The following is a 26,345-nucleotide window of genomic DNA, read 5'->3' on the forward strand; positions in this document are numbered from 1 at the left end:
ACCAAAGCGATGACAACCACAGTTGAAACTGCCCCTGCCGCCACCGCGGCGCGGCTCCACGACCCTGCCGTGCGGGGGTTCGCCTCGGACAACTATTCCGGCGTGCACCCCGAAGTCCTGGCTGCCCTGGCTGCCGCCAATGAGGGGCACCAGGTCTCCTACGGCGAAGACGACTACACCGCTCGGCTGCAGGTGCTCATGGAGGAGCACTTCGGCGCCGGCATCGAATGCTTCCCCGTCTTCAACGGAACAGGCGCCAACGTCCTCTCACTTCAGTCCCTGCTCCCCCGCTGGGGCGCAGTGATCTGTGCGTCGACGGCGCACATCAACATGGACGAGAACGGCGCCCCGGAGCGGATCGGCGGCATCAAGCTGCTGCAGGTCCCCACCACCGACGGAAAGCTCACCCCCGAGTTGATCGACAGGGAAGCCTGGGGCTGGGGCGACGAGCACCGCGCCCAGCCGCTGGCCGTCTCCATCACCCAGACCACCGAACTGGGCACCTGCTACACGCCGGAGGAGGTCCGCGCCATCGCGGACCACGTCCATGCCAAGGGCATGAAGCTCCACATGGACGGCGCCCGGCTGGCCAACGCCGCAGCCCACCTCGACGTGCCGCTCCGGGCGTTCACGCGCGACGCCGGTGTGGACATCCTCTCCTTCGGCGGCACCAAGAACGGACTGCTGTTCGGTGAGGTGGTGGTGGCACTCAACCCCGACGCCGCGCACGGCCTGGTCTACCTCCGCAAGATGAACATGCAGCTGGCCTCCAAAATGAGGTTCATGTCCGCCCAGTTCATCGCGATGCTCGAGGGCGACCTCTGGCTGCGGTCGGCCCGGCACGCGAACGCCATGGCTGCCCGGCTGCGCGCTGCCGTGGACGGGATCGACGGCGTGGAACCCACGCAGAAGACGGAATCCAACGGCGTGTTCGCCGTACTGCCCGAGGGCGTGGCCGACCGGCTGCGTGAATCCTTCCGCTTCTACGACTGGAATGAAGCTGCGAGGGAAGTCCGCTGGATGTGCTCCTTCGACACCAGTGAAGAGGACGTGGATTCGTTTGTCGCTGCCATCAAGCGGGAGTTGGCGGCCCGTTGAGCGGGCGCACGGGGCGGCGAGCCTGCCGGGTTCGACGCCACCTTTTGCGTAACCTGCCAATGTGAACGCACTCGCCCAGGTTCCCGCGGAGTTCCTTACCGCGTTGGAATCCCTACGAAAAGCACGGTGCCGCGGTGAGCTGCACCTGGACGAGATCCCCGCGCCGTCCAGGCTGGCCCCCTTCGCAGTGGCCCTGGGCGCGGAGGTCATAGGCCCTGTTCCGGGGCCGGCCCCCGCCGCCGTGCACGGACCGGTTTCCGCCGCACTGGTGCGGGCCGCAGGAACCGTCGGTGAGGACGCCGAGGAACTCGCCACCGGACGGTTCATCCTGCTCTACGATCCCGACGGCTCGGCGGTGTGGGACGGCGAGTTCCGGATCGTCACCTACATCCGTGCCCAGCTGGAGGCGGAGATGGGCAACGACGAAATGCTGGGCTCGGTTGCGTGGACCTGGCTCGTGGAGGCACTGGAGAACCACAACGCGCCCTACCGTGCGGCGGGCGGAACAGCCACCCGGATCCTGTCTGAAAGCTTCGGCACCCTCGCCGACAGGCCCGGTTCCATCGACATCGAGCTGCGGGCGTCCTGGACCCCTGCGGGGCCCGATATCCGCTCCCATCTGGAGGCGTGGTCGGACATGGTCTGCACCTTCGCCGGGCTCCCGCCGCTGCCCGAGGGCGTATCCGCCCTGCCCCGCAGGCGGCGCAACTGACCATGGCGGACCACGGCGGGACGCCCTGCAGCGCGATGTCGGTAAACTGAAGGCATCATGACCCCTCAAAATCCGGAACACACCACGGCCGGCGTCCCGGCTGCTGACATTACTCCCCACATCACGGTGGAAGGCTTCGACAGTCTGGTCCCCGAGGTCATCGACCTGGATTCCCCCCGCGACGGAGTGCCGCTAGTCATTGAAACCCCGGCCGGGTTGGAGCGTTGCGCGGCCGCCATTGCCGCCGGGACCGGCCCGGCAGGGGTGGATGCGGAACGCGCTTCGGGCTTCCGCTACGGGCAACGGGCCTTCCTCGTCCAGATCCGGCGCGAAGGCTCGGGAACGTGGCTCATCGACCCGGAACCCTTCGGGGACCTGCGGATCATCAACGACGCCCTCGAGGGCGTCGAATGGATCCTGCACGCGGCGAGCCAGGACCTTCCGTGCCTGTCGGAGCTTGGCATGTGGCCCCACAAACTCTTCGATACCGAACTGGCCGCGCGGCTTGCCGGCCTGCCGCGGGTGGGTCTCGCGGCTGTCATCGAGCAACTCCTGGGCTTCGGCCTCGCCAAGGAGCATTCAGCCGCCGACTGGTCCACCCGTCCGCTCCCGGAACCCTGGCTTCGTTACGCGGCCCTCGACGTTGAGGTCCTCACCGAACTGCGCGAGGAACTCATCGAACTGCTCCAGGCCGACGGGAAGCTTGAATTCGCCGAACAGGAGTTCGCCGCCATCCTCGCGGCCGGACTCGCCCCGCCGCGCGTGGATCCCTGGCGCAAGACCTCGGGGCTGCACCAGATCAGGGACCGCCGGCAGCTGGCGGCGGTCCGTGAGATGTGGCTGGAGCGCGACTCCCTGGCCCGCAAGCGCGACGTCGCTCCCGGCCGGCTCATCCCCGACTCTTCGCTGGTGGCAGCCGCCAAGGCCATGCCCACCACCGTTCCACAGCTGCTGGGAACCAAGGGCTTCCACGGCCGTGCCGCGCAGCGCGAGGCTCCGCGCTGGCTGCGGTGCATCGCGACAGCCAGGAGCATGGAGGAACTGCCGCCGTTGCACCTGCCCACGAATGCTCCGCCGCCTCCGCGCGTCTGGGCGGACAGGGACCCGGCTGCGGCCGAACGCCTGACGACCGCCAGGCCGCTGCTCCAGGACAAAGCCGACGAACTGAACCTCCCTGTCGAAAACCTGCTCACGCCCGACTTCCTCCGCCGGGTGGCATGGCGTCCGCCGGCGGAGCTCAACGAAGAGGCGATCGCCGAAGAGCTCAGCGAACTGGGTGCCCGGCCGTGGCAGATCGAGCTGACGGCCCCCCTGATCACTGCCGCCTTCCTCAATCCGCAGCCGCTGCCCCCCAAGGAACCGAAGGAGCCCCGGGCCGCGCCCGGAACCGCGAGCTAGGCTTCCCGGACCTCACTCGGCGGGCCGCATCGACCTGCCCGCCGGGGCCGGACAACAACCGTCGCGCGGGTCCTTGCCAGCTAAGTTACTCACGAGTAACATTGGAATCAATGCCGCCCGGATTGCCGCTGCCACTGGCGCGCGTCCGGCACCAATGTCTCGATGAGGAGTATCACGTGAGCCAGCCCCGCCACAGCGGAGAACAAAGCAGCGGAACCCACAGCAGTGGAAGGAACAGGACCGTCCGCGACGTCGTCTTTGTGGACGGTGTCCGCACCCCGTTCGGCCGCGCGGGCGAAAAGGGCATCTACGCCGGAACCCGCGCCGATGACCTCGTGGTCAAGTGCATCCGCGAACTCATGCGCCGCAACCCTTCCCTCCCGGCCGACCGAATTGACGAGGTGGCAGTAGCCGCCACCACCCAGACCGGCGACCAGGGGCTCACCATCGGCCGCACGGCGGCCCTCCTGGCCGGACTCCCCCGCACCGTCCCCGGCTTCGCCGTGGACCGCATGTGCGCCGGCGCGATGACCGCCGTCACCACCACTGCCAGCGGCATCGCTTTCGGAGCGTACGACGTCGTCATCGCCGGAGGAGTGGAACATATGGGCAACCACCCGATGGGCGAGGGCGCCGATCCCAATCCGCGGTTCATGTCCGAGCGCCTCGTGGACCCCGCCGCCCTGAACATGGGAAACACCGCCGAGAACCTGCACGACCGTTTCCCGGCCATCACCAAGGACCGCACGGACGCCTACGCCGTGGCATCCCAGGACAAACTGGCGGCGGCCTACGGAAAGGGCCAGATCCAGCCGGACCTGGTGCCGGTGGCCACCATGAAGCCCGGGCAGGGCTGGACGGTCAACACCGTTGACGAACCGCCCCGGCCGGGAACCTCCCTCGAGGACCTTGCCGCGCTGCGCACGCCTTTCCGCCCCCACGGCCGGGTGACCGCCGGCAATGCCGCCGGTCTGAACGACGGCGCGACGGCGGCCCTGCTCGCCTCCGCGGAGGCCGCGGCGGAGCTTGGGCTGCCGGTGAAAATGCGCCTGGTCAGCTACGCCTTTGCCGGCGTGGAGCCCGAAGTCATGGGCATCGGACCGGTCCCCGCCACGGAAAAGGCGCTGAAGAACGCAGGCCTGGACATCTCGGACATCGGGCTGTTCGAAATCAACGAGGCATTCGCCGTCCAGGTGTTGAGCTTCCTGGACCACTTCGGCATTGCCGACGACGATCCCCGCGTCAACCGCTACGGCGGTGCGATCGCCGTCGGGCATCCGCTGGCCTCCTCCGGAGTGCGGCTGATGAACCAGCTGGCGCGCCAGTTCGAGGAGGACCCGTCGGTCCGTTTCGGCATGACCACCATGTGCATCGGCCTGGGCATGGGCGCCACCGTCATCTGGGAAAACCCTCGTCACTCGGAATACACAGACTACAGCGGCGCCGTGTCGCCCGCCGATGACACCGCCAGCACCGATCCCGCCATCACCCAGACTGAAGGAGCAGCAGCATGAGCGCCGCCGATTTCCGCAAGCTTGCCGACCTTTTCCCTGACGAGGCCGTCACGCACTCCTATGTCCAGGACATCGAGCTGCCGGCTGCCGCCGGCAAGCCGAGCCCGGGAACGTTCGCGCTGATCACCCTGGACAACGGCTTTGACCACTCCAAGCCCACCACGCTGGGCCCGAATACCCTGGTGGAACTGGGTACGGTCCTGGAGGGCCTCAAGGACCGGGCCGCCCGCGGCGAGATTGTGGGCGTCGGCGTGACCGGCAAGCCCTATTACCTCGTGGCCGGCGCGGACCTGTCCGCCGTGAAGTCCCTGAACCACCGGGACCACGGACTCTGGATGGCGCAGCTCGGCCACGACGTCTACGCCACCCTCGCCAACCTGGGCGTGCCCAGCTTCGCCTTCATCAACGGCGTGGCCCTGGGCGGCGGCCTGGAGATCGCCCTGCAGTCCACTTACCGGACGGTGTCCACCGGCGCCGGTGCCCTGGCGCTTCCCGAAGCCTTCCTCGGCCTGGTGCCCGGCTGGGGCGGCGTTTACATCCTTCCGAGGCTGATCGGACCGGAGAACGCCGTCAAGGTGATGATCGAGAATCCGCTCAGCAACAACCGGACGCTCACCGGTCCGCAGGCCTTCAGCCTGGGCATCGCCGACGCCATGTTCGAACCGGCCGACTTCGTGGAGCAGTCCCTCGCCTGGGCGGCCGACGTCATTTCCGGCGAGGTCGCCCCGAAGCGGCCCAACGCCGTCGAGCCTTCCGATCCGGAGGTTGCCGGCCGCTGGACGGCGGCCGTTGCCGCCGGACGGGCCTTCGTGGAGGCCAAGACGTCCAATGCCTCGCCCGCGCCGGCCGAAGTGCTGGACATCATGGAGGCCAACCGGACCATGAGCCAGACGGAATCGGCAGCACTCGAATGCGAGACCCTGGCCGGACTCATGCAGACCGACGAATTCCGCTCCACGGTGTACGCCTTCCTGGACCTCGTCCAAAAGCGTTCCAAGCGCCCGGCGGGGGCACCTGACCGCAAGCTGGCCCGGCCGGTGACCAAGGTGGGCGTGGTGGGCGCAGGCCTGATGGCCAGCCAGCTGGCGCTGCTCTTCGCCCGGCAGCTGAAGGTGCCGGTGGTCATGACGGACATCGACCAGGACCGCGTGGACAAGGGTGTGGGCTACGTCCACGCCGAAGTGGACAAGATGCTCGCGAAGAAGCGGCTCAGTGCTGACGCCGCCAACCGCACCAAGGCACTTGTGACGGGCTCGGTTTCCAAGGCGGCGTTCGCCGACGCCGACTTCGTCATCGAGGCCGTGTTTGAGGAACTGAACGTCAAGAAGCAGGTGTTCGCGGAGGTGGAGGCGATTGTCTCCCCCGAGTGCATCCTGGCCACGAACACGTCCTCACTGTCTGTCACTGCCATGGCTGAGGACCTGAAGCACCCTGAGCGTCTGGTGGGCTTCCACTTCTTCAACCCGGTGGCCGTGATGCCGCTGCTGGAGATCGTCCGGGCGCCAAAGACCGACGACGCCGTGCTGGCCACCGCGTTCGAACTTGCCAAGGGCCTGAAGAAGACCGCCGTCCTGGTCAAGGACGCCGCCGCGTTTGTGGTCAACCGCATCCTGCTGCGCCTCATGGGCGAAGTGACCGCGGCGTTCGACGAGGGAACTCCGGCGGACGTGGCCGACAACGCGCTGCGGACCATGGGGCTGCCCATGACGCCGTTTACGCTCGGTGCGATGGTTGGCCTGCCCGTGGCGCAGCACGTGCAGGAATCCCTGCATGCCGCGTTCGGGGACCGCTTCAGCGTTTCGCAGAACCTGCAAAAGCTGATCGACAACGGCGTAAAATCCATCTGGGCCCTGCAGAACGGGGTGCCGGAAAAGGGACCGGACGGAAAGCCGTTCATCCCCGCCGACACGCTGGCGCTGCTGTCCTTCGGCACCTCCCCCTCCACCGGGGAGGAAGTCCTCCGCCGCACGCAGGATGCGCTGGCGGAGGAAATCGGACTCATGCTGGAAGAAGGCGTGGTGGCAGGTCCGGAAGACATCGACCTCTGCATGATCCTCGGAGCCGGCTGGCCGATGTTCCTCGGGGGCATCACCCCCTACCTGGACCGCGTCGGGGCCTCCGAACGGGTCAACGGCAGGAAGTTCCTCGCTCCCGGCGTAGCCTCCGCGGCAGTTCCGGCCTAGGGCCACGGGGCAGCAGTCCACCCCCACTGCCCAACCGACGGCGCCGCCGCCCGCACCTTATCCGGTGCGGGCGGCGGCGTTTCTGCGTTCGGTGCTGCTGCGTGTGAACGAGACGTCAGTCCACTGTGGCCGTATCGGGGTTGAAATAGGCCCTCGCAGACGGCGCCCAGAGAAGACCCGCTGCCACCAGGCCAAAGACGAACGGCAGGCCCGATGACGCCAGGACACCGAGCAACATCACCAGCATCTGGCCCACGCCCGGAGCCCCGGGTTGGGTCTGGCTCGCCCACCCGGCCACCACGCTGAACCCCAGCATCGCCAGGCCCGCCAGTTGAAATCCCACGATGACGGGGCGCACGCCCCGCTTCCCGCGACGGAGTGCCAGTGCGGCTACGATATCGGCCACACTCACCAGGAACGCGACCGACCACATGGCAAGGCCCGGCGCCGCGGTCCGCAGACTCACCATACCCAGCATTCCCAACAGGAAAAAGAGCCCTGCACCCGCCAACAGCGTTCCGAGGATGCCCACGATCAGCAGGATCCTGATGGCAGCCGTCACGGGTGCGGGCTTGTCCGTGACGACCGGCACCGGGGGCGTTGAACTCATAGCGGTAAGCCTAGGTGGCCGACAGAGGCGGCCGTAGGGCCGGAGTGCCCGGCAACATTCAAACCTCCCGGAGCGTGCCGTCCCGCAGTTCGAGGACCCGGTGGGCCGTGGCCCGGGCATAGGCGAGCTCGTGCGTGACCATAACGACGGCTGCACCACGCTCGGCCGCCGCGCCAAGCGCCTCATCCAGGCGTTCGAGGCCGTGGCGGTCCAGGCCCACGGTGGGCTCGTCCAGGGCGATGAGGACCGGTTCCCGGGCCAGGACCGTGGCAAGGGCGAGGAGCCGCTGCCGGGACGCCGGAAGCTCATGCGGATGGGCCGCCAGCTGGTCACCGAGTCCGACGGCGGCCAGCGCCGCCCGCGCGGCCGCTTCCGCCGCCGCACCGACCTTCCGCTCCAGGCCAAACAGCACCTCGCGCAGTACCGTTCGCTCAAAGAGCTGGTCCCGCGGATGCTGGAAGAGCAGGCCCACCCGGTCCGCCACACGCCCCGTCGGAATGCCGGCGATGTCCTTGCCCTCGATCCGGACGGCCCCCCGCATTGGGCGGAGCAGGCCGTTGAGATGCCTCAGCAGCGTTGACTTGCCGGCTCCGTTCGGACCCGTCACGGCGACGACCTGTCCGGCAGCCACTGCGAGGCTGAGATCGCCCAGCCCGCCCGGACCCGTCTTTCCCCTGCCTGCCGGGTAGCCAAAACTGAGACGGTCCAGTTCCAGGACGGCAGCAGCGGGATTTTCCGTTCCGGGACCGGCAGCGGCCAACTGCCGGTCAACGGTCCGGCAGCGCAGGCCGGAACCGTCGTCCGCCGGCGCGGGAACCACAACGCCGGACTGCAGCAGCGCGGGGCTGCCCGCCAGCTCGCCGGGGGTGCCGCGTGCGGTGACCGTGCCGCCGTCGAGCACCAGCCAGCGGGTGGCTGACATCGCCAGGTCGTCCACGGCCTGGCCCAGGACAACGACGGCGGTGCCGGCGTCCAGAAGCCGACGGACCAGCGCACGCACCGAGGCTGAGCCTGCGGCATCCAGCGAGCCCAGCGGTTCATCGAGCACCAGCACTCCGGGGCGCGTCATGGCGGAACAGGCCACCGCGAGCCGCCGCAGTTCGCCGCCGGAGAGGGTGGCCGGATCGCGTTCCAGCAGCCCGGTCAGTCCGGCGGATTCGGCGGCACGCAACACCTCCGCGTGCATCAAGGTCCTGTCCATGCCCCGGTTCTCGAGGCCGAACGCCAGCTCCTCGGCCACTGTGGACCCCACGGTGGACAACAGGGCTGCGGCATCCTGCGGCACGAACCCCACCTGATCGGACCAGAGGGCCGCGTCAATCCGTGGGTCGTCCGGCGTGCCGTGAAAAACGAGGGGCCCGCCGTCCCCCGGTGCCGCGTACCTGCCCGAATCAGACAGGTCGGAAGCACGCAGGTCGGAAGTACGCAGGTGCAGGCTGCCTTTGAACTGTCCGGAGTTCCCGCCGGACAGCCAGCCGGCCAGCAGCCGGCCGAGGGTGGACTTGCCGCTGCCGGAACCGCCCAGCACGGCAGTGAGCGTACCCGGTGCCGCAACAACCTCGACGTCGTGGAGAACGGACGCGTCCTCGCCGTGATAGCTGAAGGCTTCAATCCGGGCCTCGAGCAGGGCCACACTCCTCATCCCGGCACTCCGCCTGGCCACAGCATTGCGAACCCCTGGAGCGGGAACCCCGGGAGCTCGGGCCACTGTCCGGAGAGCCGCAGCGCCACCGCGGCTGCGGCCAGCAGCAGGGCGACGGCCCGGAATGCCCGTTGGGCAGCAGTATCCGGCACGTCCCGGTAGCTGGTGCGGGTCCGGCTGCCGTTGAAGCCCCGGGCATCCAGCGCCTGTGCCCGCTCACCGGCATCCTCGATGAGCGAGAGGACCAGCGGAACCATCTGCAGCCGGGCGGCCGCCAGCCGCCGCAGCGGTCCGCCTCCCAGCACCAGTCCCCGGGATTCCTGGGCCTGCCGGATCCGCGCCAGCTTTCGGCTGATGGCCGGTGCCAGCGTCAGGGTGGATGCCAGGACGTAGCCGAACTGCGGGGGCACGCGCCGCGCCGCCATCACCGCCACCAGGTCCGGCACACGGACGGTGAACGAAAAGAGCAGGAAGACCATGACGTATGCGGCCGTCCGCGCACCCATGTCCAGCGCGAAACCCAGGCCCTCCGCCGTGACCCTGGCTGCGCCCCAGTCCGCCAGGACCGTCCTGCCCTCGGGAAAGAACAGCCCGTGCATGACCAGAAGCGACAGCCAGAACGGTGCCAGGATCACCGCGGCCGCCGGCGCCAGCCGGCCGGCCACCCCGGACCGCACTGCCAGCATCGCGCAGGCGAGGGCAACGGCGAGGGAAACGGCCCAGCTGGACACCGCCGTCGTGATTGCTGCGGCCGCGACGGCAGCGGCGAGTGCGGTCAGGGGGTTGGGCGCGGCGGGAGGGTTCAGTCGGGCAGGCACGGAATCAGGCGTCCGGCGCTTCCCGCTTCTTGCCTGCGAGCACGTTGAAGCGGCGGACGAAGGCGAACTGCAGCGTGGTCCGGCGCGGCAGCGCGTACGCCAGTATCGCGACGACGGCGAAGACAATGGCCTTGTCCATGGGGTCCGAAATGAGCGCCTGCTTGGTGATGGCCGCCAGCAGGGTATCGCCCATGGCCCGGAAAGCGCTGACAATCGCGCCGGTCCCGACACCGGAGGTGCCGCCGAAGACGAAAGCCGCGATCGGTGCGGAGACGACGCCGGCCAGGATGCCCGTCACGAAGCCTGCCACCGGGGCCAGGTAGAAGCGGCGGAACAGCCCGTAGCGGGCGGCGAGGCCCGCCAGGAAACCGATGAGCGCCGCACCGGCGGCGAAGGGCAGCACGGTGGGGTTGATGAAGGACCACACGACGCTGCTGAGGGCGCCCGTTGCGGCTCCGGCGGCCGGACCGGCCAGGACGGCAATGAGCACTGTGCCGATCGCGTCGAAGTAGAACGGCAGTCCGGTGGAGCCCATGATCTGCCCGAGGGCGATGTTGAGGACGAGTGCCACCGGAATCAGCACGAGTGTGGAGGTGGGGAGGGTGGGGAGCACACCGATGATCAGGAGGATGGCTCCCAGCAGGAAACCGCCCAGGGCCACGAGGGTGGATCCGCCCGCCAACCCGTTGGTGATGTCCGCGGGCTGCGTCAGGACGAGGAAAATGAAGGTTGCCGCAATGGACACCGCACCAAGGATTTCAAGCAGGCGGCGGTTGCGGACCGCCGCCTGTCCAGGGGCGGGCAGGGTCCGGGATTGCTGTGACATGGCTGTTCCTTTGGCTGTGGGCTGCGTTCCTCGGGTACACGGACTTGGGTACACCGGTACCGGGATCGGCAAACGTGCGCCTATGTCACCTCGGCGCAGCTACCATCTTAGGGCAGTCGCCCTGCCAGCGCCCCCACTGATTCGATGAGCTCATCAAAGCACTGCTTCGGATTGTTCGACATCACAATCCGGGCGTTGGGCGGCAGGCCCCACAGCCCCCGGTAGTCCGCCACGGTGGTGCCCATCAGCAGCGGGGATACGGTTTCGACGTCCACCGTGGCCAGCGCAGTGGCCACGTCCGTCCGCCCCACCGCCACGCAGGCGGCGAAAGCGTCGTGCACGTGGGCCACGAAGCCCTGGTCGTAGAGCCGATGGAACTCCATGTAGAAACGGATGGCGTCCGAGAGGCACGCCACCAAGGGGTTTCCGGATGTGCTGCGGAGCCCCTCAGGCTGGTCCGGAAGGACGGGTTCCGGACCGGCGCCCGCGGCCTCGGCCAGGCGCTGCAGGTGTTCGGGCCGCATCTCGATCAGTTCGGTGGTCTCCAGCGCGCACACCACCGGCAGCTTGTCCTCCGGGAGTCCCCGGTAGGCGGCAAACACTTCCTTCGCGGCGTGCGGATCGACCGAAACGTTCCATTCTGCCGTCGGGGTGGTGTTGCCCTGGTAGTAGAAGCAGCCGCCCATGATCACCAGCCCCTTGAGCAGGTGCGGCAGGTCCGGTTCCCGGCGGAGGGCCAGGGCAAAGTTGGTCAGCGGACCGGTGATGAGTCCGGTGATCTCGCCGGGGTGCTTGCGCACCTCGTCCACCCAGACGTCGACGGCGTGCCGGGCCGAGATCTGTTGTGCGGGCGGCGGCAGTTCCGCGTAGCCGATCCCCTGCGGCCCGTGGGTTTCCTCAGTGGTGACAAGCGGGATTTCCAGCGGCACTTCAGCGCCGATGGCCACCTCGATTCCCGGCTTGCCACATAGCTCCAGGAGGGCCAGGTTGTTGAGCGCCACCTGCCGGGCGCCCACGTTTCCTGCGGTGCAGGTGATGGCATGCACCCGGACTTCGGGGCGGGACAGGAGGTACACCAGGGCCAGGGCGTCGTCGATCCCGGTGTCCACGTCCATCAGGACTGAATGCATCAGAAGAGTGCCACCTTGGGCGCACGGGGGAAGATCTCATCGAGCCGGGCAAGTTCGTCGGCAGCAGGCACCCAGGCCACGGCGGCGGCGTTCTCGCGGACCTGTTCCGGCTTCGTGGCGCCCGCGATCACGCTGCTGACGGACGGCTGGGCCGCCAGCCAGGAGAACGCCACCTGAATTTCGGTGAGGTTGCGCTCTGCGGCGAACGCGCTGAACTTCTCCAGCTGGTCCCAGTCGGCGTCGTGGACCAGGTTGGTGCGGGTGTGGCTGAGGCGGGAGCCTTCCGGAGCTTTGCCGGGCGCATACTTGCCGGTCAGCAGTCCGTTGGCCAGCGGGAAGTAGGGCAGCACGCCCAGGCCGTAGGCTTCTGCGGCGGGCGTGATTTCGGCTTCTGCGCGGCGGTCCAGCAGGTTGTAGTGGTTCTGGGTGGACACAAAGCGAGAACCTCCGCGGGCGCGGGCAACGAATTCGGCCTCGGCCACCTGCCAGCCGGCCCGGTTGGAGTGCCCGAGGTAGCGGACCTTGCCGCTGGTGACGAGGTCGTCCAGGGCGGCAAGTGTCTCGTCGATGGGCGTCAGCGGGTCCGGGGTGTGGAACTGGTAGAGGTCGATCCAGTCGGTGCCGAGCCGCCGCAGCGAGGCTTCGGCGGCCTTGACGATGTAGCGCCGTGATCCGCGGGCCCCGAAGTCGTTGCCGTTGGCTCCGCGCATGTCCATGCCGAACTTCGTGGCCACAATAGCGTCACCGCGCCGGCCTGCAAGGGCTTTGCCCAGCATGGTCTCGCTGAGTCCGGGCTCCCGGCCGTAGGTGTCCGCGACGTCAAAGAGCGTAATGCCGGCGTCCAGGGCGGCATGCACGACGGCGTCGGTCCCCTCCTGCGACTCCGTCACGGTATTGGCCCGGCCGAGATTGTTGCAGCCGAGGCCAACAACGGAGACGGTCAATCCGGATTTTCCAAGGCGGCGGTATTCAGTCATGAATTCAGCCTATAACGGCCGCAATACAGGTCCGGACGCAGCCCTTCGGGGCTGCGTCCGGACCGTGGCCGGAGGCCGGAAGCCGTGTCAGGTGGCGGGGAACTCGAGTCCGTGCTCGTCCATGGCGTCCTGGAGCTGTGCCATGGTCTTGACGCCCATTCCGTGCAACTTCAACAATTCCCGCTGGGGGTACTGGACCACCTGTTCCAAGGTTTCCAGCCCCGCGTGGGCCATGGCCCGGCGGGCAGGCGCGCCGATTCCGCGGGGAATCGGGGTGTGGCCTGGTTGAACGGATTTTGGCGCCATAGCGGTTGCCTCCCAGTCAGTCGGTTGCCCCCTCTTAGAGAGTAAAGCCCGAAGCCGGTTTCGGCGAGTGCTTCAGCTTAAAGGCCTCTGGTGCCCCGAACGGCGCAGCCCCGATGCTGAGCTTGGTGAAGTCCAGGTCCTCGCCGCGGATGCAGACTTTGATGGCATTGACGGCCTTGTTGACGTCGGGGCAGAGGCAAAAGATGTTGAGTTTGGCATCGCCGAATTCTGACCGCTCCACGGTGCCGAGTCCGCGCCAGGCAAGGTGGCTGATGAGGGCGTCCTTGGCCTTTTCCTCCAGGTAGCGGTCACGGTCGGTGCCGTCCTTGGTTTTCAGTGCGTACTGCGCAACCACCCAGAACTGCTCTTCGTCGGCAATCTCGGCGTAGCCGTCCTCGGCGCACTGCACCGCGAAGGCGTCCATGAGGCCTTCGGCGGCTCCGGCATCGGCGACGTCCGTTTCGTCCGTCTTGCTCTGGTGCCCGACCACGCCGTGGTTCATGACGAATTGGCTGTAGTCCTCATCGAACCAGGCTTCCCGGAACAGCAGGACCCCTTCGTCGTCTCGTTTGTAGACCCTGATAATTCCGCTCATGCCCGTCCTCTCCTGAACCACTCGGCGTCTGTGCCGTCGAACGGTGCCTGCTGTGCCTTCACGGCCTGGTAAAGCTGTTCTGTCTCCCGGAGCATGCGGTCCACGAGGTCCCGCGGATACTCCATACGCACCTGGTGCTCGGCGAATTCGTCTTCGTCGTCGATGTAGACGCCACGGGTCACGGACCGGATGACGTCCAGGTCCATATCGATCACGTGGAACTCCAGCGTGCCGGGCCGGAGGACGTTCCAGCCGTGGCCCACGGCGAGGTCCACGTACACCCGGAAGTCCCCGGGGTAGGTGTCGTCGTAGAACGTCGCCACGTAGTCGCCGGTCCGCGGAACAAGCAGGACCGCGTCGGACCGGGCGTGGAAAGCCGCTCCGGGCCGCGAAATGAACGATCCCTTGGGCTGGAAGATCCACCAGCCATGGCTGTCGGCGCCGAGGTAGCTGCCCGGTACCACCCAGTGCGCGCCACCGTCCCATTTGCGGTTCCGCGCCACCACCAGGTCTCCCGGTGCCAGGTCCCCGGGAGGTTCGGCCTCGTGCGGGATCACAGTTTTGGCAGGCTACCCGTAGTCGGGTGTTCCTGGCCGGGCAGGGGACGGGCGAAAGGCACCTTGGTCCCCAGGACCTGGGCAACGACGTCGTGCGTGATCTGGCGGGCCGTCAAACCGACCCGTTCCAGCACCTGCGCACGCGTGCCGTGGTCCAGGAACTCCACCGGCAGGCCCACCTCGTTGAGGGCGGTGTCAACGCCCGCGGCGCGCATTTCCTGCCGGATGCGTGAACCCACACCGCCGGCGCGGACGCCGTCCTCGATGCAGATGACCAGGCGGTGGCGGGCAGCCAGCGCAATGATGGACTTCCGGACCGGCAGCAGCCAGCGGGGGTCCACCACCGTGGAGCTGATGCCTTGGGCGCCCAGCCGGTTGGAGACATCCAGTGCGAGCTCGGACATGGCGCCCACACTCACGATCAGCACGTCGTTTTCGCTGGAGCCAGCGGGACGGCGGGCCAGCACGTCCACGCCGTCGCCCAGGCGCTCCAGCGCTTCCACTTCGGCGCCTACGCTGCCCTTGGAATAGCGGACAACAGAGGGCGCGTCCTTGATGGCCACGGCTTCGCGGAGTTCTTCGCGGAGCCTTGTGGCGTCGCGTGGCGCTGCCAGGTGGAGCCCCGGGACGATCTGGACCATGGCCATGTCCCACATGCCGTGGTGGCTGGCGCCGTCAGGCCCTGTCACGCCGGCGCGGTCCAGGACGATGGTGACGCCGGCCCGGTGCAGGGCAACGTCCATGAGCAGCTGGTCGAAGGCGCGGTTCAGGAAGGTCGCGTAGACGGCGACGACGGGGTGGAGCCCGCCGAAGGCCATGCCGGCGGCAGAGGTCAGCGCGTGCTGCTCGGCGATGCCGACGTCGAAGACGCGTTCCGGGTGCCGTGCGGCGAATTTGTGCAGGCCCACCGGAATGAGCATGGCACCGGTAATACCCACGATGTCCTGGCGTTCATCGGCGATCGCGGCGATTTCGTCGGCGAAGACCGATGTCCAGGACTGGGCGCCGCCCGCCTCGGTGGGCTCCCCGGTTTCGGGATCGATGATGCCGACGGCGTGGAACTGGTCGGCTTCGTGCGCGCGTGCCGGCGCGTAGCCGTGGCCCTTTTCGGTCATCGCGTGCACAATGACCGGACCGGCGTAGTTCTTCGCGGTCGAGAGGGCGTGCTCCATGGCCTGGAGGTTGTGTCCGTCCACCGGGCCGATGTACTTCATGCCCAGGTCCTCGAACATGCCCTGCGGCGCCCACCAGTCCTTGATGCCCTTCTTCATGGCATGCAGGCTCCGGTAGGTGAACTGCCCCACGGGTCCGCCGTTTTGGAGCTTCCGCTTCCACCAGTCCAGGGTGCCCTCGTAGGCCGGGGCCGCGCGGAACGAATCGATGGTGGGACGCAGGGATGCCAGGTAGTCGGCGAAGCCGCCGACGGTTGCCGCGTAGGAACGGCCGTTGTCGTTGACCACGATCACGACGCGGCGCTTCTTGTCCGCTGCGATGTTGTTGATCGCTTCCCAGGCCATGCCGCCGGTGAGGGCGCCGTCGCCCACCACGGCAATCACGTAGCGGTCACCGTCGCCGGTCAGCTGCCGGGCGCGGGAGATGCCGTCGGCCCAGGACAGCGAAGAGGAGGCGTGGGAGCTTTCCACGATGTCATGCTCGGACTCCGCACGGTCCGGGTAGCCGGACATGCCGCCTTCCTGGCGGAGCGTGCTGAAGTCCTGGCGTCCGGTGAGGAGCTTGTGGACATACGACTGGTGCCCGGTATCAAAGACAATGCTGTCCCGGGGGGAATCGAAAATACGGTGCACGGCCATGGTCAGTTCCACAACGCCGAGGTTCGGTCCGAGGTGGCCACCCGTCTGCGACACGTTGCCGATCAGGAAACTCCTGACCTCCGCAGCCAGCTGGGTCAGCTGTTCTTCGGTCAACTTGCTCAGGTCCTGCGGATTCCGGATGGTGTCCAAAATTCCCAACGGGGCCTCCTTCGGGTGGTAGACATGCCTTTTAACTCTAACGCCTCGACGGCGGGCCGGACGCAGGGAGCGATGGCCGCCACGCAAAAGCCCCGGCCTGTCGGTGACAGTCCGGGGCTTTTGGGTGGTGCCGGTTGTGACCTCTGCCGCTAGTTGGCGGAGATCTGGCGCAGCACGTACTGCAGGATGCCGCCGTTGCGGTAGTAGTCCGCCTCGCCCGGGGTATCGATGCGGAGGACCGCGTCGAAGGACTTGGCGGAGCCGTCTTCAGCTGTAGCGGTGACCTTGAGGGTCTTCGGCGTGGTGCCTTCGTTGAGGGCCGTGACGCCCTCGACTGCGAAGGTTTCCGTGCCGCTCAGGCCCAGGGTCGCGGCTGATTCGCCGGCCGGGAACTGCAGCGGCAGGACGCCCATGCCGATCAGGTTCGAGCGGTGGATGCGCTCGTAGCTTTCGGCCACGACAGCCTTGACGCCCAGGAGCGCGGTGCCCTTGGCAGCCCAGTCACGGGATGAGCCGGAGCCGTATTCCTTGCCTGCCAGGACCACCAGCGGGGTGCCGGCTGCCTGGTAGTTCTGGGCGGCGTCGTAAACGTACGCCTGGGGACCGTCCGCCTGGGTGAAGTCGCGGGTGAAGCCACCTTCGACGCCGTCGAGCAGCTGGTTCTTGATGCGGATGTTCGCGAACGTGCCGCGGATCATGACTTCGTGGTTGCCACGGCGCGAGCCGTAGGAGTTGAAGTCCTTGCGCTCCACACCGTTGGCCAGCAGGTACTGGCCGGCCGGGGTGTCCGACTTGAAGGAACCGGCCGGGGAGATGTGGTCGGTGGTGACCGAATCGCCGAGCTTGAGCAGCACGCGGGCACCGGTGATGTCCGTGACGGGCTCCGGCTTGGCCTTCATACCTTCGAAGTACGGGGGCTTCCGGACATACGTGGACTTCTCGTCCCAGGCGAAGGTGTCGCCGGCCGGGGTGTCGAGTGCCTTCCAGCGGTCGTCGCCGTCGAAGACGCCCTCGTAGCCGCGGGCGAACATTTCCTTGTCGATCGAGGAGTCGATGACCTGCTGGACCTCGACCGGGTTCGGCCAGATGTCCTTCAGGAAGACGTCGTTTCCGGCTTCGTCCTGGCCGAGGGCATCGGTGTCGAAGTCGAAGTCCATGGTTCCGGCCAGGGCGTAGGCGATGACCAGCGGCGGGGAGGCCAGGTAGTTCATCTTCACGTCCGGGTTGATCCGGCCTTCGAAGTTGCGGTTACCGGAGAGCACCGCGGTGACGGAAAGGTCGTTGGCCTGGATGGCCTCGGAGATTTCGGCGTCCAGCGGGCCGGAGTTGCCGATGCAGGTGGCGCAGCCGTAGCCCACGATGTAGAAGCCGAGCTTCTCCAGGTACGGCGTGAGGCCGGACTTCTCGTAGTAGTCGGTGACTACCTTGGAGCCCGGAGCCACGGAGGTTTTGACCCACGGCTTCGCGGCCAGGCCCTTGTCCACGGCGTTGCGGGCCAGCAGTGCGGCAGCAAGCATCACGGACGGGTTGGACGTGTTGGTGCAGGACGTGATCGAGGCGATGGAGACCGCGCCGTGGTCCAGCTCGAACTCGCGGCCGTCCGCGGTGACAACGTGCACCGGGGTGGACGGACGCCCATGGGCACCGTTGGCGGCAGACTCAACGCGCGCAGTTTCGGTGGTGTGGGAATCGGCGTGGGTGAAGGAGGGCGGGTCGGAGGCCGGGAAGGACTCTTCCAGGGACTCGTCGACGCTGCCGTCTTCGATGCTCACGTAGTTGTGGATGTCCTTGCGGAACTGCTCCTTGGCATCCGTGAGCTCGATGCGGTCCTGGGGACGCTTCGGGCCGGAGATGGAGGGAACAACCGTGGACAGGTCCAGCTCGAGGTACTCGGAGAACTTGATCTCCTTGGAAGGATCGTGCCAGAGGCCCTGTTCCTTCGCGTAGGACTCCACGAGGGCAACGTTCTCTTCGGACCGGCCGGTGAGGCGCAGGTAGTCGAGGGTGACGTCGTCGATCGGGAACATGGCGGCCGTGGAGCCGAACTCCGGGCTCATGTTGCCGATGGTGGCGCGGTTGGCCAGCGGCACTGCCGCCACACCTTCGCCGTAGAATTCCACGAACTTGCCCACAACACCGTGCTTGCGCAGCTGCTCGGTGATGGTCAGGACGACGTCGGTGGCGGTGGCGCCGGCCGGGATGGATCCGGTCAGCTTGAAGCCCACGACACGCGGGATCAGCATGGACACGGGCTGGCCCAGCATTGCAGCTTCGGCTTCAATGCCGCCAACGCCCCAGCCCAGCACGCCCAGGCCGTTAACCATGGTGGTGTGCGAGTCGGTGCCGACGCAGGTGTCCGGGTAGGCCCGGACAACGCCGTCAACTTCACGGGTCATCACGGTGCGGGCCAGGTACTCGATGTTGACCTGGTGCACAATGCCGGTTCCCGGCGGGACGACCTTGAAGTCGTCAAACGCGGTCTGGCCCCAGCGGAGGAACTGGTAGCGCTCCCCGTTCCGCTGGTATTCGATCTCCATGTTGCGCTCCAGTGCGCCGGAGTTACCGAATGCGTCGATCTGCACCGAGTGGTCGATCACCATCTCGGCGGGAGCCAGCGGGTTGACCCTCTTGGGGTCACCGCCGAGCTCCTTGACGGCCTCACGCATGGTGGCGAGGTCCACAACGCAGGGCACGCCAGTGAAGTCCTGCATGATCACGCGCGCCGGCGTGAACTGGATTTCAGTGTCGGGCTGGGCGTTGGGATCCCAACCGGCCAGTGCTCGGACGTGATCGGCCGTAATGTTCGCGCCGTCCTCGGTCCTCAACAGGTTTTCAAGCAATACCTTGAGGCTGAACGGAAGGTTTTCTGCACCTTCAACGGAGTTCAACCGGAAAATTTCGTATTCGGTACCGGCTACATTAAGTTTGCCTTTTGAACCGAAGCTGTCCACAATGCTCATCGCAGGACTCCTCTCGCAACAGTTTCATCTTTGTCGCGCGGTAGACCGCTTGCTAGTTAGGTCATCCTAATTAGTACAAGGTCATACAAAAGAGCATGGGGTCAGCCGAGAATTCGGCGCGCGACGTGGGACTACTACGCCCATCCTAGTCACATCAGGCCGGGGGCGTCAGCAACGCCACTGTCTCCATGTGGTGCGTGTGCGGATACAGATCGAACGCCCGCAGCCCTGCGAGCGACCAGCCGCCCTGCTGGAAGTACCCCAGGTCCCGGGCGAACGACGCCGGATCGCAGGACACATAGGCGACCGCCCGCGGCCCCGCGGCCATCAACTGGCTGACCACGGCTTTGCCCGCGCCGGCGCGGGGCGGATCAAGGACGACGGCGTCGAAGTTGCGGGGTTTCTGGCGCAGCACACGTTCCACGCGTCCCTGCACGATCTCCACTTGCGGCGCCCCGTGGAGGTTCTTCCGCGCGTCGCGGCTGGTGCCGGGGGCACCTTCAACGGACAGCACCGAACCGGTGACACCGACGGCGTCGGCGAGGGCTGCGGTGAAAAGGCCCGCACCGGCGTACAGGTCGGCCACCACCGCGCCCGGCTCAAGGTATCCGCCGTCGTGCAGGAATCCTTTGACCGCCCCGACGAGGGTGTCCGGCGCGTCCCGGTGGATCTGCCAGAAGCCCTCCCCCGTGACACGGTATTCGTGTCCGGCGGCGGTCTCCTGGACCCAGGTGCGGCCGCGCAGCTGCAGCACCTCGCCCTTGGCCGGATCGAAACTGGCCACGGAGACGTCGTCGGGAAGCTGCGCCAGGATGCCGCTGAGGCGCTTGGCGCGGGTGCCTGCGGACGGGGCCAGCAGCACCAGCGGGCGCGATCCGTTGGCAGGGGCTGCCACTTCCACGCGCTCGACGCCCTGGAGGTCGGCGTCCCAGAGCTTAAGCTCGTTGATTCCGGCCACGGCGAGGGGCATCTCACGGATGGCAATGACCTGATCGGAACGGTGGGCATGCATTCCCAGCTTCCCGGCGGGCGTCACGGCAAAACTTGCCCGCGTGCGCCAGCCGAGGCCTGCCGCGCCGGGGGTGCCGTCGGCCGCCGCAGCTTCCCCCACAGCTTCGACGATGTTCTCCCGGCCGGCGGGGTCCGCCCACACAGCCGGATGTTCGACGCCGGCGAGCCGCTTCAGCTGTTCCGCCAGGACCTCAGCCTTGAGGCTGCGCTGGCGTTCCAGCAAGACGTGGCCCAGTTCGGCGCCGCCCACGGGCGGGTGGCCGTGGGACCAGGCACGCAGGGAATCAGCCACGTGCCAGAAATGGGGCACGCGGTCCGGTGACGCTTCGAGCACCTCCACAACGTCGGCGCGCCAGAACTTGGAGTCCTCGCCGGCGTCCGTCAGCCGGATCCTGACCTTTTCGCCGGGAATTGCGTGCCGGACAAACACCACGCGGCCTTCGTGGCGGGCCACGCAGTGGCCGCCGTGGGCTATCGGCCCGACCTCCACCACAAGTTCGGCATGCGTGCGGGTCTGGGTCTCGGGGTTCATTGGATATCCTGCAATTTCTTGGCTTCTTCGGACGATTTCAGCTGCCAGGGGACGCTGGCCACCATGACACCCGGCTCGAAGTGGAGGCGGGTTTTGATGCGGAGGGCGGTCTGGTTGTGGACCAGCTGTTCCCACCACTTACCCACCACGTACTCGGGGATGTAGACCACGATGAGGTCGCGGGGCGAATCCCGCCGCATGTTCTTGACGTATTCCATGATGGGGGTCACCGTTTCCCGGTACGGGCTGGCGAGGACCGTCAGCGGCACCGGAATTTCGAGCTTCTCCCAGTCCGCGAGGGTGTGGGCCGTTTCTTCGGAGTTGATATCCACCGTGATGGCGTCGAGCCGCGAGGGCCGGGACGCGCGCGCATAGGCCAGGGCCCGCAGGACGGGCTTGCGGACGTGGGACACCAGGAGCACGGCGTGGACCCGGGACGGAAGGGCGCGCGGGGAGGAGTCCTCGTCCACGGCCAGTTCCTTGGCCACGTTGTCGTAGTGCGCACGGATGCTCCACATGATGAGGAAGAGCACGAACATCGCAAGCAGCGCGATCCATGCCCCCTGCTCGAATTTGGTGATCAGCACGATGGTCAGGACCAGGGCGGTCATGCCGAACCCGATCATGTTGATGGTGCGCGACTTCAGCATCCGGCGGCGCACGGTCTTGTCCCGTGCCAGTTTGAGTTCGCGCCCCCAGTGCCGGACCATGCCCAGCTGGCTTGCCGTGAAGGAGATGAAAACGCCGACGATGTAGAGCTGGATGAGCTTGGTGACGTCGGCGTTGAAGGCCAGGATGAGCACCAGGGCGCCTGCGGCGAGGGCCAGCACGCCGTTGCTGAAGGCCAGGCGGTCACCGCGCGTGCGCAGCTGGCGCGGGAGATAGCCGTCCTGCGCGAGGATGGATCCGAGGACCGGGAAACCGTTGAAGGCTGTATTCGAGGCAAAAACCAGGATGACGCCGGTTGCGGCCACCACGATGTAGAACAGCACCGAACCCGGCCCGAAGATGGTCTGGGCGATTTGGCTGATGGCCGGACTCTGGATGTAGCCTTCCGGCAGCGGCTGCCCGTTGACCAGGAATTCCGTGGCCGGGTCCAGCACAATGTGCACCTTGGTGGCGTTGGCCAGGTAGATGATGCCGGCGAGCATTGCGGAAGCGATGACACCCAGCAGCAGCAGCGTGGTGGCGGCGTTCTTACTCTTGGGTTTCTGGAAATTCGGAACGCCGTTGCTGATGGCTTCCACGCCGGTCAGGGCCGCGGCACCCGAGGAGAACGCGCGGAGCAGCAGGAAGGCGCCGGCAAGCCCCACCAGCCCCTCGTCGAACCCGGCCGCCGGAACAATCGTGAAGTTCGCGGACGGGGCCTCGCCGAGCTGGCCGGTTGCCGCCTGGAAGACGCCGACGGCGGTCATGCCCAGGATGGACGCCATGAAGATGTAGGTGGGAACGGCAAAGACGCTGCCTGCTTCCTTGATGCCCCGCAGGTTTACCAGCGCCAGGATGACCACGCCCACGGTGGCAATCAGTGCCTGCTGGCCGTGAAGCGCCGGGACCGCTGCGGTGAGGTAGGTTGCCGCGGAGGACATCGAGACGGCAACCGTGAGCACATAGTCAACGAGCAGCGCTGAGGCCACGGTCAATCCGGCGTACTTGCCCAGGTTGACGTTGGCTATTTCGTAGTCGCCGCCGCCGGACGGGTAGGCGTGGACATTCTGGCGGTAGGACGCCACCACCGTGAGCAGCACCACCATGACGGCGAGGCCCACCCATGGTGAAAAGGCAACCGCGCTGACGCCCGCCAGTGCCAGGGTCAGGAGGATTTCGTCGGGCGCGTAGGCCACAGAGGACAGGGCATCCGAGGCGAAGACCGGAAGCGCGATCCGCTTCGGCAGGAGGGTGTGGGCCAGCCGGTCGTTCCGGAAGGGCCTCCCCACCAGCACCCGCTTCACGGCATTCAATATTGTCAGCACTCCACAAAGCTAGTCTGATTCGGACGCGATGTCATGACGGCATGTGGCTGTTCGCCCCGGGGCCACTCCGCGGCGCCCCCGCGGCCGCCGGTGAGGCCGCCGGGCGGGAAGTTGCGGCCACCGGGCCGAGTGGCGCCGACGGCCGGTAGAGTCTTACGCAGCAACAGGAAAAAGACTGAGGAGGCACGGGTGGCGCACTTCGTGATCATGGGATGTGGGCGTGTGGGAGCTACGCTTGCGCACACCCTCGAGGATGCGGGCCATTCGGTGGCCATTATCGACCAGGACGACCGTGCCTTCCGCAGGCTCCGCACCGGCTTTTCCGGTCGCAAGGTCACCGGAGTCGGGTTCGACCGGGAGACCCTGAAACAGGCCGGCGTCAGTGAGGCGTACGCCTTCGCGGCCGTGTCCAGCGGTGACAACTCCAACATCCTGGCCACCCGGGTGGCCCGCGAAACGTTCCACGTCCCGCACGTGGTGGCAAGGATCTACGACCCCGGCCGCGCCGAGATCTACCAGCGCCTGGGCATTCCCACGGTCGCGGCAGTGCGCTGGAGCGCGGACCAGGTGCTGCGCCGGATCCTGCCCGAACAGCACCTCGCCGGCGACTTCCGTGAGCCCTCCGGCCGGCTGGTCCTGGCCGAAATCGACCTCGACCCGGCGTGGATCGGGCACTCCGTCGCCCAGATCGAGAAGGCGGCCGGAATCCGGGTTGCCTACCTGACCAGGTTTGGCGAAGGTATGCTGCCGGCCGCCGGCACGTCCTATCAGGAGGGCGACACCGTCCACGCCATGCTGCGCGTGGACCGCAGCGCCGAGGTAGGCCACATTCTTGCCAAAGAACCCCCCAAGGAGCAGTAAGTGAAAGTCGTCATCGTCGGGGCAGGCAGCGTCGGTTCCTCGATCGCCCGTGAGCTTCTTGCCCACAAACACGAAATCCTGCTGATCGACCTGAAACCGGAAGTGATCGGCCGCAGCGGGCTCCGCGGGGCGCACTGGCTGGTGGGCGACGCGTGCGAACTGAGCACGCTCCAGGACGCCAAGCTCGAGGACGCCGAGGTGGTGGTTTCAGCCACGGGTGATGACAAGGTGAACCTTGTGGTGTCCCTGCTGGCCAAAACCGAATTCGGCGTCGGCCGCACGGTGGGACGCGTCAATAACCCCAAGAATGACTGGATGTTCAATGATTCGTGGGGCGTGGACGTCGCAGTCAACACCCCGCAGCTGATGACCGCCCTCGTTGAGGAAGCGGTGGAAATCGGCGACCTCGTCCGGCTGCTCACGCTGCAGACCGGGGTGTCGTCCCTGGTCGAGTTCACCGTGCCCCACGACTCGCACGTCATCGGAACCACCGTGGGAGACATTGACTGGCCCGAGGACTCCACCCTGGTGGCGATCCTCCGGGACCAGGCCCCCATCACGCCCAGCCGGGACGATGTGCTCGACGGCGGGGACGAACTGTTTTTCGTCACCACCATTGCTGCCGAAGACCAGCTCAGGGCGCTGCTGTCGCCTGAACAGCAGGACCGGGACACGGACGGTGCACAGGAGGACGAGGGGCACCCGGCCGCCGCCCAGCCCCGGGAGCAGCAGGCTCCCGAGGACGACGGCTTCGACGGCTAGTTCGGGCGGCTACGGTCGGGCTTGGTGATGAGCCACGCAACCCAGATGCCCAGGATGTACAGCGGGGCGCCCATCAGGAGCCGTGTGGTGGCGAGGCCGTTCAGGCCCTGCTCGCCGAGGAGGTAGAGCGGCACCTGTACCAGCAGCCGCAGCACCAGGACACCCACGATGACCCACGTGCCCAGGCGGTAGGCCCTGACCCGGGCCGGGTCCTTGCGCCACTCCAGGCCCTCGTTCCTGATGAAACCGAACAGCAGGCCGGCGATGGGCCAGCGCAGTGCTATGGACACCACCATGCCTGCAATGTAGGCGGCGTTGGTGAAGAACCCCAGAACGTAGAAGTTCTCCGCCTTCCCGGTGGTGTTCGCCAGCCACGCCGAAATTCCGACGCCGACTATCCCGGCCAGCGCCTGGGTCAGCGGACGCCGCTGGACCAGCCGGGCAATGGTGAAGGCTGCGGCCGCGGCAAGGGCCCCGATCAGGGACAGGGTGAGGTCGCGGGTGATGGTGAAGGCTACGAGGAAGGTGAGTCCGGGGACGATGCTCTCGGCGATACCCTGGACGCCGCCGGCGGTCTTCAGCACATCGATGCTGCCGTCCTTGGTCCGGTGCAGGCCGGCCTTGACCGCGTAGCCTTCCGCGAGGTCGGCCACTGACGGCGGCTCGGGCGCGGGCCGTGGTTTGACCGGTTCGGATGCGGCCGGTCCGGCAGCGGGATCCGGAGTCTCGGACGGCGTCATTGGTTCTCCTGGCGGGACAGTATTTCGTAGCGGGGGTTGAACATGGTGGGCAGCCCGTCGCGCAACGTCAGCATGCCTTCCAGCCGGAGTTCGCAGCCGGGGTCGACGCCGGGAACGCGACGCCGGCCGAGCCACACGACCCGCAGCCGGTCGCGCCGGCCGGGTCCTCCGGGCCTCCGGGCCGACGCCGGTTCCACCGCGGCGGGGGCAGCGCCTCCCTTGGTGCGCGGCAGGTCGTGGTCCGTGATGATCGCGGTGAAGCTGGCAACCTGTGCGGCCGGTACGTAGGTCACGGACTCGATGAAGCCACGGCACAGCACCCGTCCACGGTCCGGCAATCCACTGATGGAAAGTTCGGGCTGCGGATATTCGCCGGCCGGGTCAGCCAATCTGGGTGATCTCCGGTCCGCGCTCGGGTTGCTCGAACTCGGGTGCGCCCTGCAGCGGCGCGGGAGCGGAATCCTTCGGCAGGCGGAGCTGCAGCAGGTCACGCGGCGGCATGGGGCTCTCGCCGCGGACCACCACGATCTGCCGGAACAGCGATTCCAGGTTCGCCGCGGCGTCGCGGTCCAGGGCAGCTTCGCCGCCCAGCACGCCGCGGAGGAACCAGCGGGGGCCGTCGACGCCGATGAAGCGGGCCACGCGGTAGCCGCCCGCGCCGTCGGCCGTTCCTGCCGGAAGTTTGGCCACCAGTTCGGTACCGAAAACGCCGGGAATCTCCTCGACCTGGCCGCCCTGGCTTCCCACGGACTGGCCGATCTGTTCACGGATCTCGTCCCAGAGCCCCTCGGTGCGGGGCGCGGCGAAGGCCTGGAGCTGGAGGCTCGACCCGTCGAGGTCCATGGTCACAGCCACAACCCGCTGGGTGGCTTCCTCGATCTCGAGACGGAGCTGGAGGCCTTCCCGGGGAGCAATCAGGAGGGCTCCCAGGTCAACGTAGCCGTCAGTGCTGTCGACTTCGGAGACGTCAAAGGGCCCCGTGGCTGCCCGGCCAGTGCGCTCCTCGGCAACGGAGCCTGCAGTTTCCGGGCTTTCCGCGGTCTCTGCCGCCTGGTCCTTCTTGGCCTTCTTGCCACGCCCAAAAACCATCGGGTTTGTCTCCTTAGTAGTGATCAATTCCCGCCGTGCCACTGTGGGCCGCGCGGTAAGTCATGCAGCACCGGCTGAGCC

23 protein-coding genes are annotated in these 26,345 nt (G+C 67.3%); 7 read left to right on the forward strand and 16 right to left on the reverse strand.

The window, feature by feature from the left end; translation table 11 throughout:
- Positions 1 to 9 precede the first annotated feature (9 nt).
- The 5 genes from AC6JAC_RS13575 (at position 10) to AC6JAC_RS13595 (ending at position 6,905) form a co-directional block, all read left to right on the forward strand.
- A complete protein-coding gene (locus tag AC6JAC_RS13575) occupies positions 10 to 1,098 on the forward strand; it encodes a threonine aldolase family protein (RefSeq protein ID WP_028270804.1) in 1,089 nt (362 codons plus the stop codon).
- A 61-nt stretch (positions 1,099 to 1,159) separates the two neighbouring features.
- On the forward strand, positions 1,160 to 1,810 hold the full coding sequence (locus AC6JAC_RS13580) for a DUF3000 domain-containing protein (protein WP_028270805.1): 651 nt from the start codon (positions 1,160 to 1,162) through the stop codon (positions 1,808 to 1,810).
- A gap of 57 nt (positions 1,811 to 1,867) precedes the next feature.
- Positions 1,868 to 3,208, forward strand: a complete 1,341-nt coding sequence (locus AC6JAC_RS13585; protein ID WP_028270806.1) for an HRDC domain-containing protein — start codon at positions 1,868 to 1,870, stop codon at positions 3,206 to 3,208.
- 176 nt (positions 3,209 to 3,384) lie between these two features.
- A complete protein-coding gene (locus tag AC6JAC_RS13590; protein ID WP_028270807.1) occupies positions 3,385 to 4,722 on the forward strand; it encodes a thiolase family protein in 1,338 nt (445 codons plus the stop codon).
- Positions 4,719 to 6,905: a 3-hydroxyacyl-CoA dehydrogenase NAD-binding domain-containing protein gene (locus tag AC6JAC_RS13595; protein ID WP_028270808.1), complete on the forward strand. Its 2,187-nt coding sequence runs from the start codon at positions 4,719 to 4,721 to the stop codon at positions 6,903 to 6,905. Before AC6JAC_RS13590 ends, AC6JAC_RS13595 begins: the two co-directional genes overlap by 4 nt.
- 115 nt (positions 6,906 to 7,020) lie before the next feature.
- On the opposite strand, the gene AC6JAC_RS13600 is transcribed toward AC6JAC_RS13595, so the two are convergent.
- From AC6JAC_RS13600 to AC6JAC_RS13660, 13 genes are all read right to left on the reverse strand, one after another.
- Complete coding sequence (locus AC6JAC_RS13600) at positions 7,021 to 7,515, reverse strand: hypothetical protein (protein WP_156037108.1); 495 nt, start codon at positions 7,513 to 7,515, stop codon at positions 7,021 to 7,023.
- 58 nt (positions 7,516 to 7,573) lie between these two features.
- A complete protein-coding gene (locus AC6JAC_RS13605; RefSeq protein ID WP_028270810.1) occupies positions 7,574 to 9,157 on the reverse strand; it encodes an ABC transporter ATP-binding protein in 1,584 nt (527 codons plus the stop codon).
- Positions 9,154 to 9,975 carry an energy-coupling factor transporter transmembrane component T gene (locus AC6JAC_RS13610; RefSeq protein ID WP_028270811.1) on the reverse strand — a complete coding sequence of 274 codons (822 nt, stop codon included), beginning with the start codon at positions 9,973 to 9,975 and terminating at the stop codon, positions 9,154 to 9,156. Before AC6JAC_RS13610 ends, AC6JAC_RS13605 begins: the two co-directional genes overlap by 4 nt.
- A 4-nt stretch (positions 9,976 to 9,979) precedes the next feature.
- Positions 9,980 to 10,801, reverse strand: a complete 822-nt coding sequence (locus AC6JAC_RS13615) for a hypothetical protein (protein WP_028270812.1) — start codon at positions 10,799 to 10,801, stop codon at positions 9,980 to 9,982.
- A gap of 107 nt (positions 10,802 to 10,908) precedes the next feature.
- Complete coding sequence (locus AC6JAC_RS13620; protein WP_028270813.1) at positions 10,909 to 11,931, reverse strand: nucleoside hydrolase; 1,023 nt, start codon at positions 11,929 to 11,931, stop codon at positions 10,909 to 10,911.
- Positions 11,931 to 12,908: an aldo/keto reductase gene (locus AC6JAC_RS13625; protein ID WP_028270814.1), complete on the reverse strand. Its 978-nt coding sequence runs from the start codon at positions 12,906 to 12,908 to the stop codon at positions 11,931 to 11,933. The genes AC6JAC_RS13620 and AC6JAC_RS13625 overlap by 1 nt, the downstream gene beginning before the upstream one ends.
- Positions 12,909 to 12,995: 87 nt before the next feature.
- On the reverse strand, positions 12,996 to 13,214 hold the full coding sequence (locus AC6JAC_RS13630) for a helix-hairpin-helix domain-containing protein (RefSeq protein ID WP_028270815.1): 219 nt from the start codon (positions 13,212 to 13,214) through the stop codon (positions 12,996 to 12,998).
- Positions 13,215 to 13,248: 34 nt separating this feature from the next.
- Positions 13,249 to 13,809: a hypothetical protein gene (locus tag AC6JAC_RS13635; RefSeq protein WP_028270816.1), complete on the reverse strand. Its 561-nt coding sequence runs from the start codon at positions 13,807 to 13,809 to the stop codon at positions 13,249 to 13,251.
- Positions 13,806 to 14,366, reverse strand: a complete 561-nt coding sequence (locus AC6JAC_RS13640) for a DUF402 domain-containing protein (protein WP_028270817.1) — start codon at positions 14,364 to 14,366, stop codon at positions 13,806 to 13,808. The genes AC6JAC_RS13635 and AC6JAC_RS13640 overlap by 4 nt, the downstream gene beginning before the upstream one ends.
- The gene (gene dxs / locus AC6JAC_RS13645) at positions 14,363 to 16,336 is read right to left on the reverse strand and encodes a 1-deoxy-D-xylulose-5-phosphate synthase (protein WP_028270818.1); all 1,974 of its coding nucleotides are present in this window, start codon (positions 16,334 to 16,336) and stop codon (positions 14,363 to 14,365) included. The genes AC6JAC_RS13640 and dxs overlap by 4 nt, the downstream gene beginning before the upstream one ends.
- A gap of 149 nt (positions 16,337 to 16,485) precedes the next feature.
- The gene (acnA, locus tag AC6JAC_RS13650) at positions 16,486 to 19,296 is read right to left on the reverse strand and encodes an aconitate hydratase AcnA (protein ID WP_028270819.1); all 2,811 of its coding nucleotides are present in this window, start codon (positions 19,294 to 19,296) and stop codon (positions 16,486 to 16,488) included.
- A 154-nt stretch (positions 19,297 to 19,450) separates the two neighbouring features.
- Complete coding sequence (locus AC6JAC_RS13655; protein WP_028270820.1) at positions 19,451 to 20,839, reverse strand: class I SAM-dependent RNA methyltransferase; 1,389 nt, start codon at positions 20,837 to 20,839, stop codon at positions 19,451 to 19,453.
- The gene (locus AC6JAC_RS13660; protein ID WP_028270821.1) at positions 20,836 to 22,812 is read right to left on the reverse strand and encodes an APC family permease; all 1,977 of its coding nucleotides are present in this window, start codon (positions 22,810 to 22,812) and stop codon (positions 20,836 to 20,838) included. The genes AC6JAC_RS13655 and AC6JAC_RS13660 overlap by 4 nt, the downstream gene beginning before the upstream one ends.
- A 189-nt stretch (positions 22,813 to 23,001) precedes the next feature.
- Here AC6JAC_RS13660 and AC6JAC_RS13665 point away from each other — a divergent pair, with 189 nt between their 5' ends.
- Positions 23,002 to 23,673: a potassium channel family protein gene (locus tag AC6JAC_RS13665; RefSeq protein ID WP_028270822.1), complete on the forward strand. Its 672-nt coding sequence runs from the start codon at positions 23,002 to 23,004 to the stop codon at positions 23,671 to 23,673.
- On the forward strand, positions 23,674 to 24,435 hold the full coding sequence (locus AC6JAC_RS13670; RefSeq protein WP_028270823.1) for a potassium channel family protein: 762 nt from the start codon (positions 23,674 to 23,676) through the stop codon (positions 24,433 to 24,435).
- Here the strand turns inward: AC6JAC_RS13670 and AC6JAC_RS13675 are convergent.
- From AC6JAC_RS13675 to AC6JAC_RS13685, 3 genes are read right to left on the reverse strand one after another with little or no spacing between them, the layout of a single operon-like run.
- A complete protein-coding gene (locus tag AC6JAC_RS13675; protein WP_028270824.1) occupies positions 24,432 to 25,175 on the reverse strand; it encodes a DUF3159 domain-containing protein in 744 nt (247 codons plus the stop codon). The two genes, AC6JAC_RS13670 and AC6JAC_RS13675, sit on opposite strands and share 4 nt — an antisense overlap.
- Positions 25,172 to 25,564, reverse strand: a complete 393-nt coding sequence (locus tag AC6JAC_RS13680) for a hypothetical protein (RefSeq protein WP_028270825.1) — start codon at positions 25,562 to 25,564, stop codon at positions 25,172 to 25,174. Before AC6JAC_RS13680 ends, AC6JAC_RS13675 begins: the two co-directional genes overlap by 4 nt.
- On the reverse strand, positions 25,557 to 26,264 hold the full coding sequence (locus AC6JAC_RS13685) for a DUF3710 domain-containing protein (protein ID WP_028270826.1): 708 nt from the start codon (positions 26,262 to 26,264) through the stop codon (positions 25,557 to 25,559). Before AC6JAC_RS13685 ends, AC6JAC_RS13680 begins: the two co-directional genes overlap by 8 nt.
- Positions 26,265 to 26,345 lie beyond the last annotated feature (81 nt).

Source organism: Arthrobacter sp. KUASC02, from assembly GCF_059739395.1.

Bases quoted from the DNA above. Each gene is read 5' to 3' on its own strand.
- AC6JAC_RS13575 (WP_028270804.1), top strand. From the start codon at position 10: ATGACAACCACAGTTGAAACTGCCCCTGCCGCCACCGCGGCGCGGCTC.
- AC6JAC_RS13585 (WP_028270806.1), top strand. From the start codon at position 1,868: ATGACCCCTCAAAATCCGGAACACACCACGGCCGGCGTCCCGGCTGCT.
- AC6JAC_RS13595 (WP_028270808.1), top strand. From the start codon at position 4,719: ATGAGCGCCGCCGATTTCCGCAAGCTTGCCGACCTTTTCCCTGACGAG.
- AC6JAC_RS13600 (WP_156037108.1), bottom strand. From the start codon at position 7,515: ATGAGTTCAACGCCCCCGGTGCCGGTCGTCACGGACAAGCCCGCACCC.
- AC6JAC_RS13605 (WP_028270810.1), bottom strand. From the start codon at position 9,157: ATGAGGAGTGTGGCCCTGCTCGAGGCCCGGATTGAAGCCTTCAGCTAT.
- AC6JAC_RS13615 (WP_028270812.1), bottom strand. From the start codon at position 10,801: ATGTCACAGCAATCCCGGACCCTGCCCGCCCCTGGACAGGCGGCGGTC.
- AC6JAC_RS13620 (WP_028270813.1), bottom strand. From the start codon at position 11,931: ATGCATTCAGTCCTGATGGACGTGGACACCGGGATCGACGACGCCCTG.
- AC6JAC_RS13625 (WP_028270814.1), bottom strand. From the start codon at position 12,908: ATGACTGAATACCGCCGCCTTGGAAAATCCGGATTGACCGTCTCCGTT.
- AC6JAC_RS13630 (WP_028270815.1), bottom strand. From the start codon at position 13,214: ATGGCGCCAAAATCCGTTCAACCAGGCCACACCCCGATTCCCCGCGGA.
- AC6JAC_RS13635 (WP_028270816.1), bottom strand. From the start codon at position 13,809: ATGAGCGGAATTATCAGGGTCTACAAACGAGACGACGAAGGGGTCCTG.
- acnA (WP_028270819.1), bottom strand. From the start codon at position 19,296: ATGAGCATTGTGGACAGCTTCGGTTCAAAAGGCAAACTTAATGTAGCC.
- AC6JAC_RS13655 (WP_028270820.1), bottom strand. From the start codon at position 20,839: ATGAACCCCGAGACCCAGACCCGCACGCATGCCGAACTTGTGGTGGAG.
- AC6JAC_RS13675 (WP_028270824.1), bottom strand. From the start codon at position 25,175: ATGACGCCGTCCGAGACTCCGGATCCCGCTGCCGGACCGGCCGCATCC.
- AC6JAC_RS13685 (WP_028270826.1), bottom strand. From the start codon at position 26,264: ATGGTTTTTGGGCGTGGCAAGAAGGCCAAGAAGGACCAGGCGGCAGAG.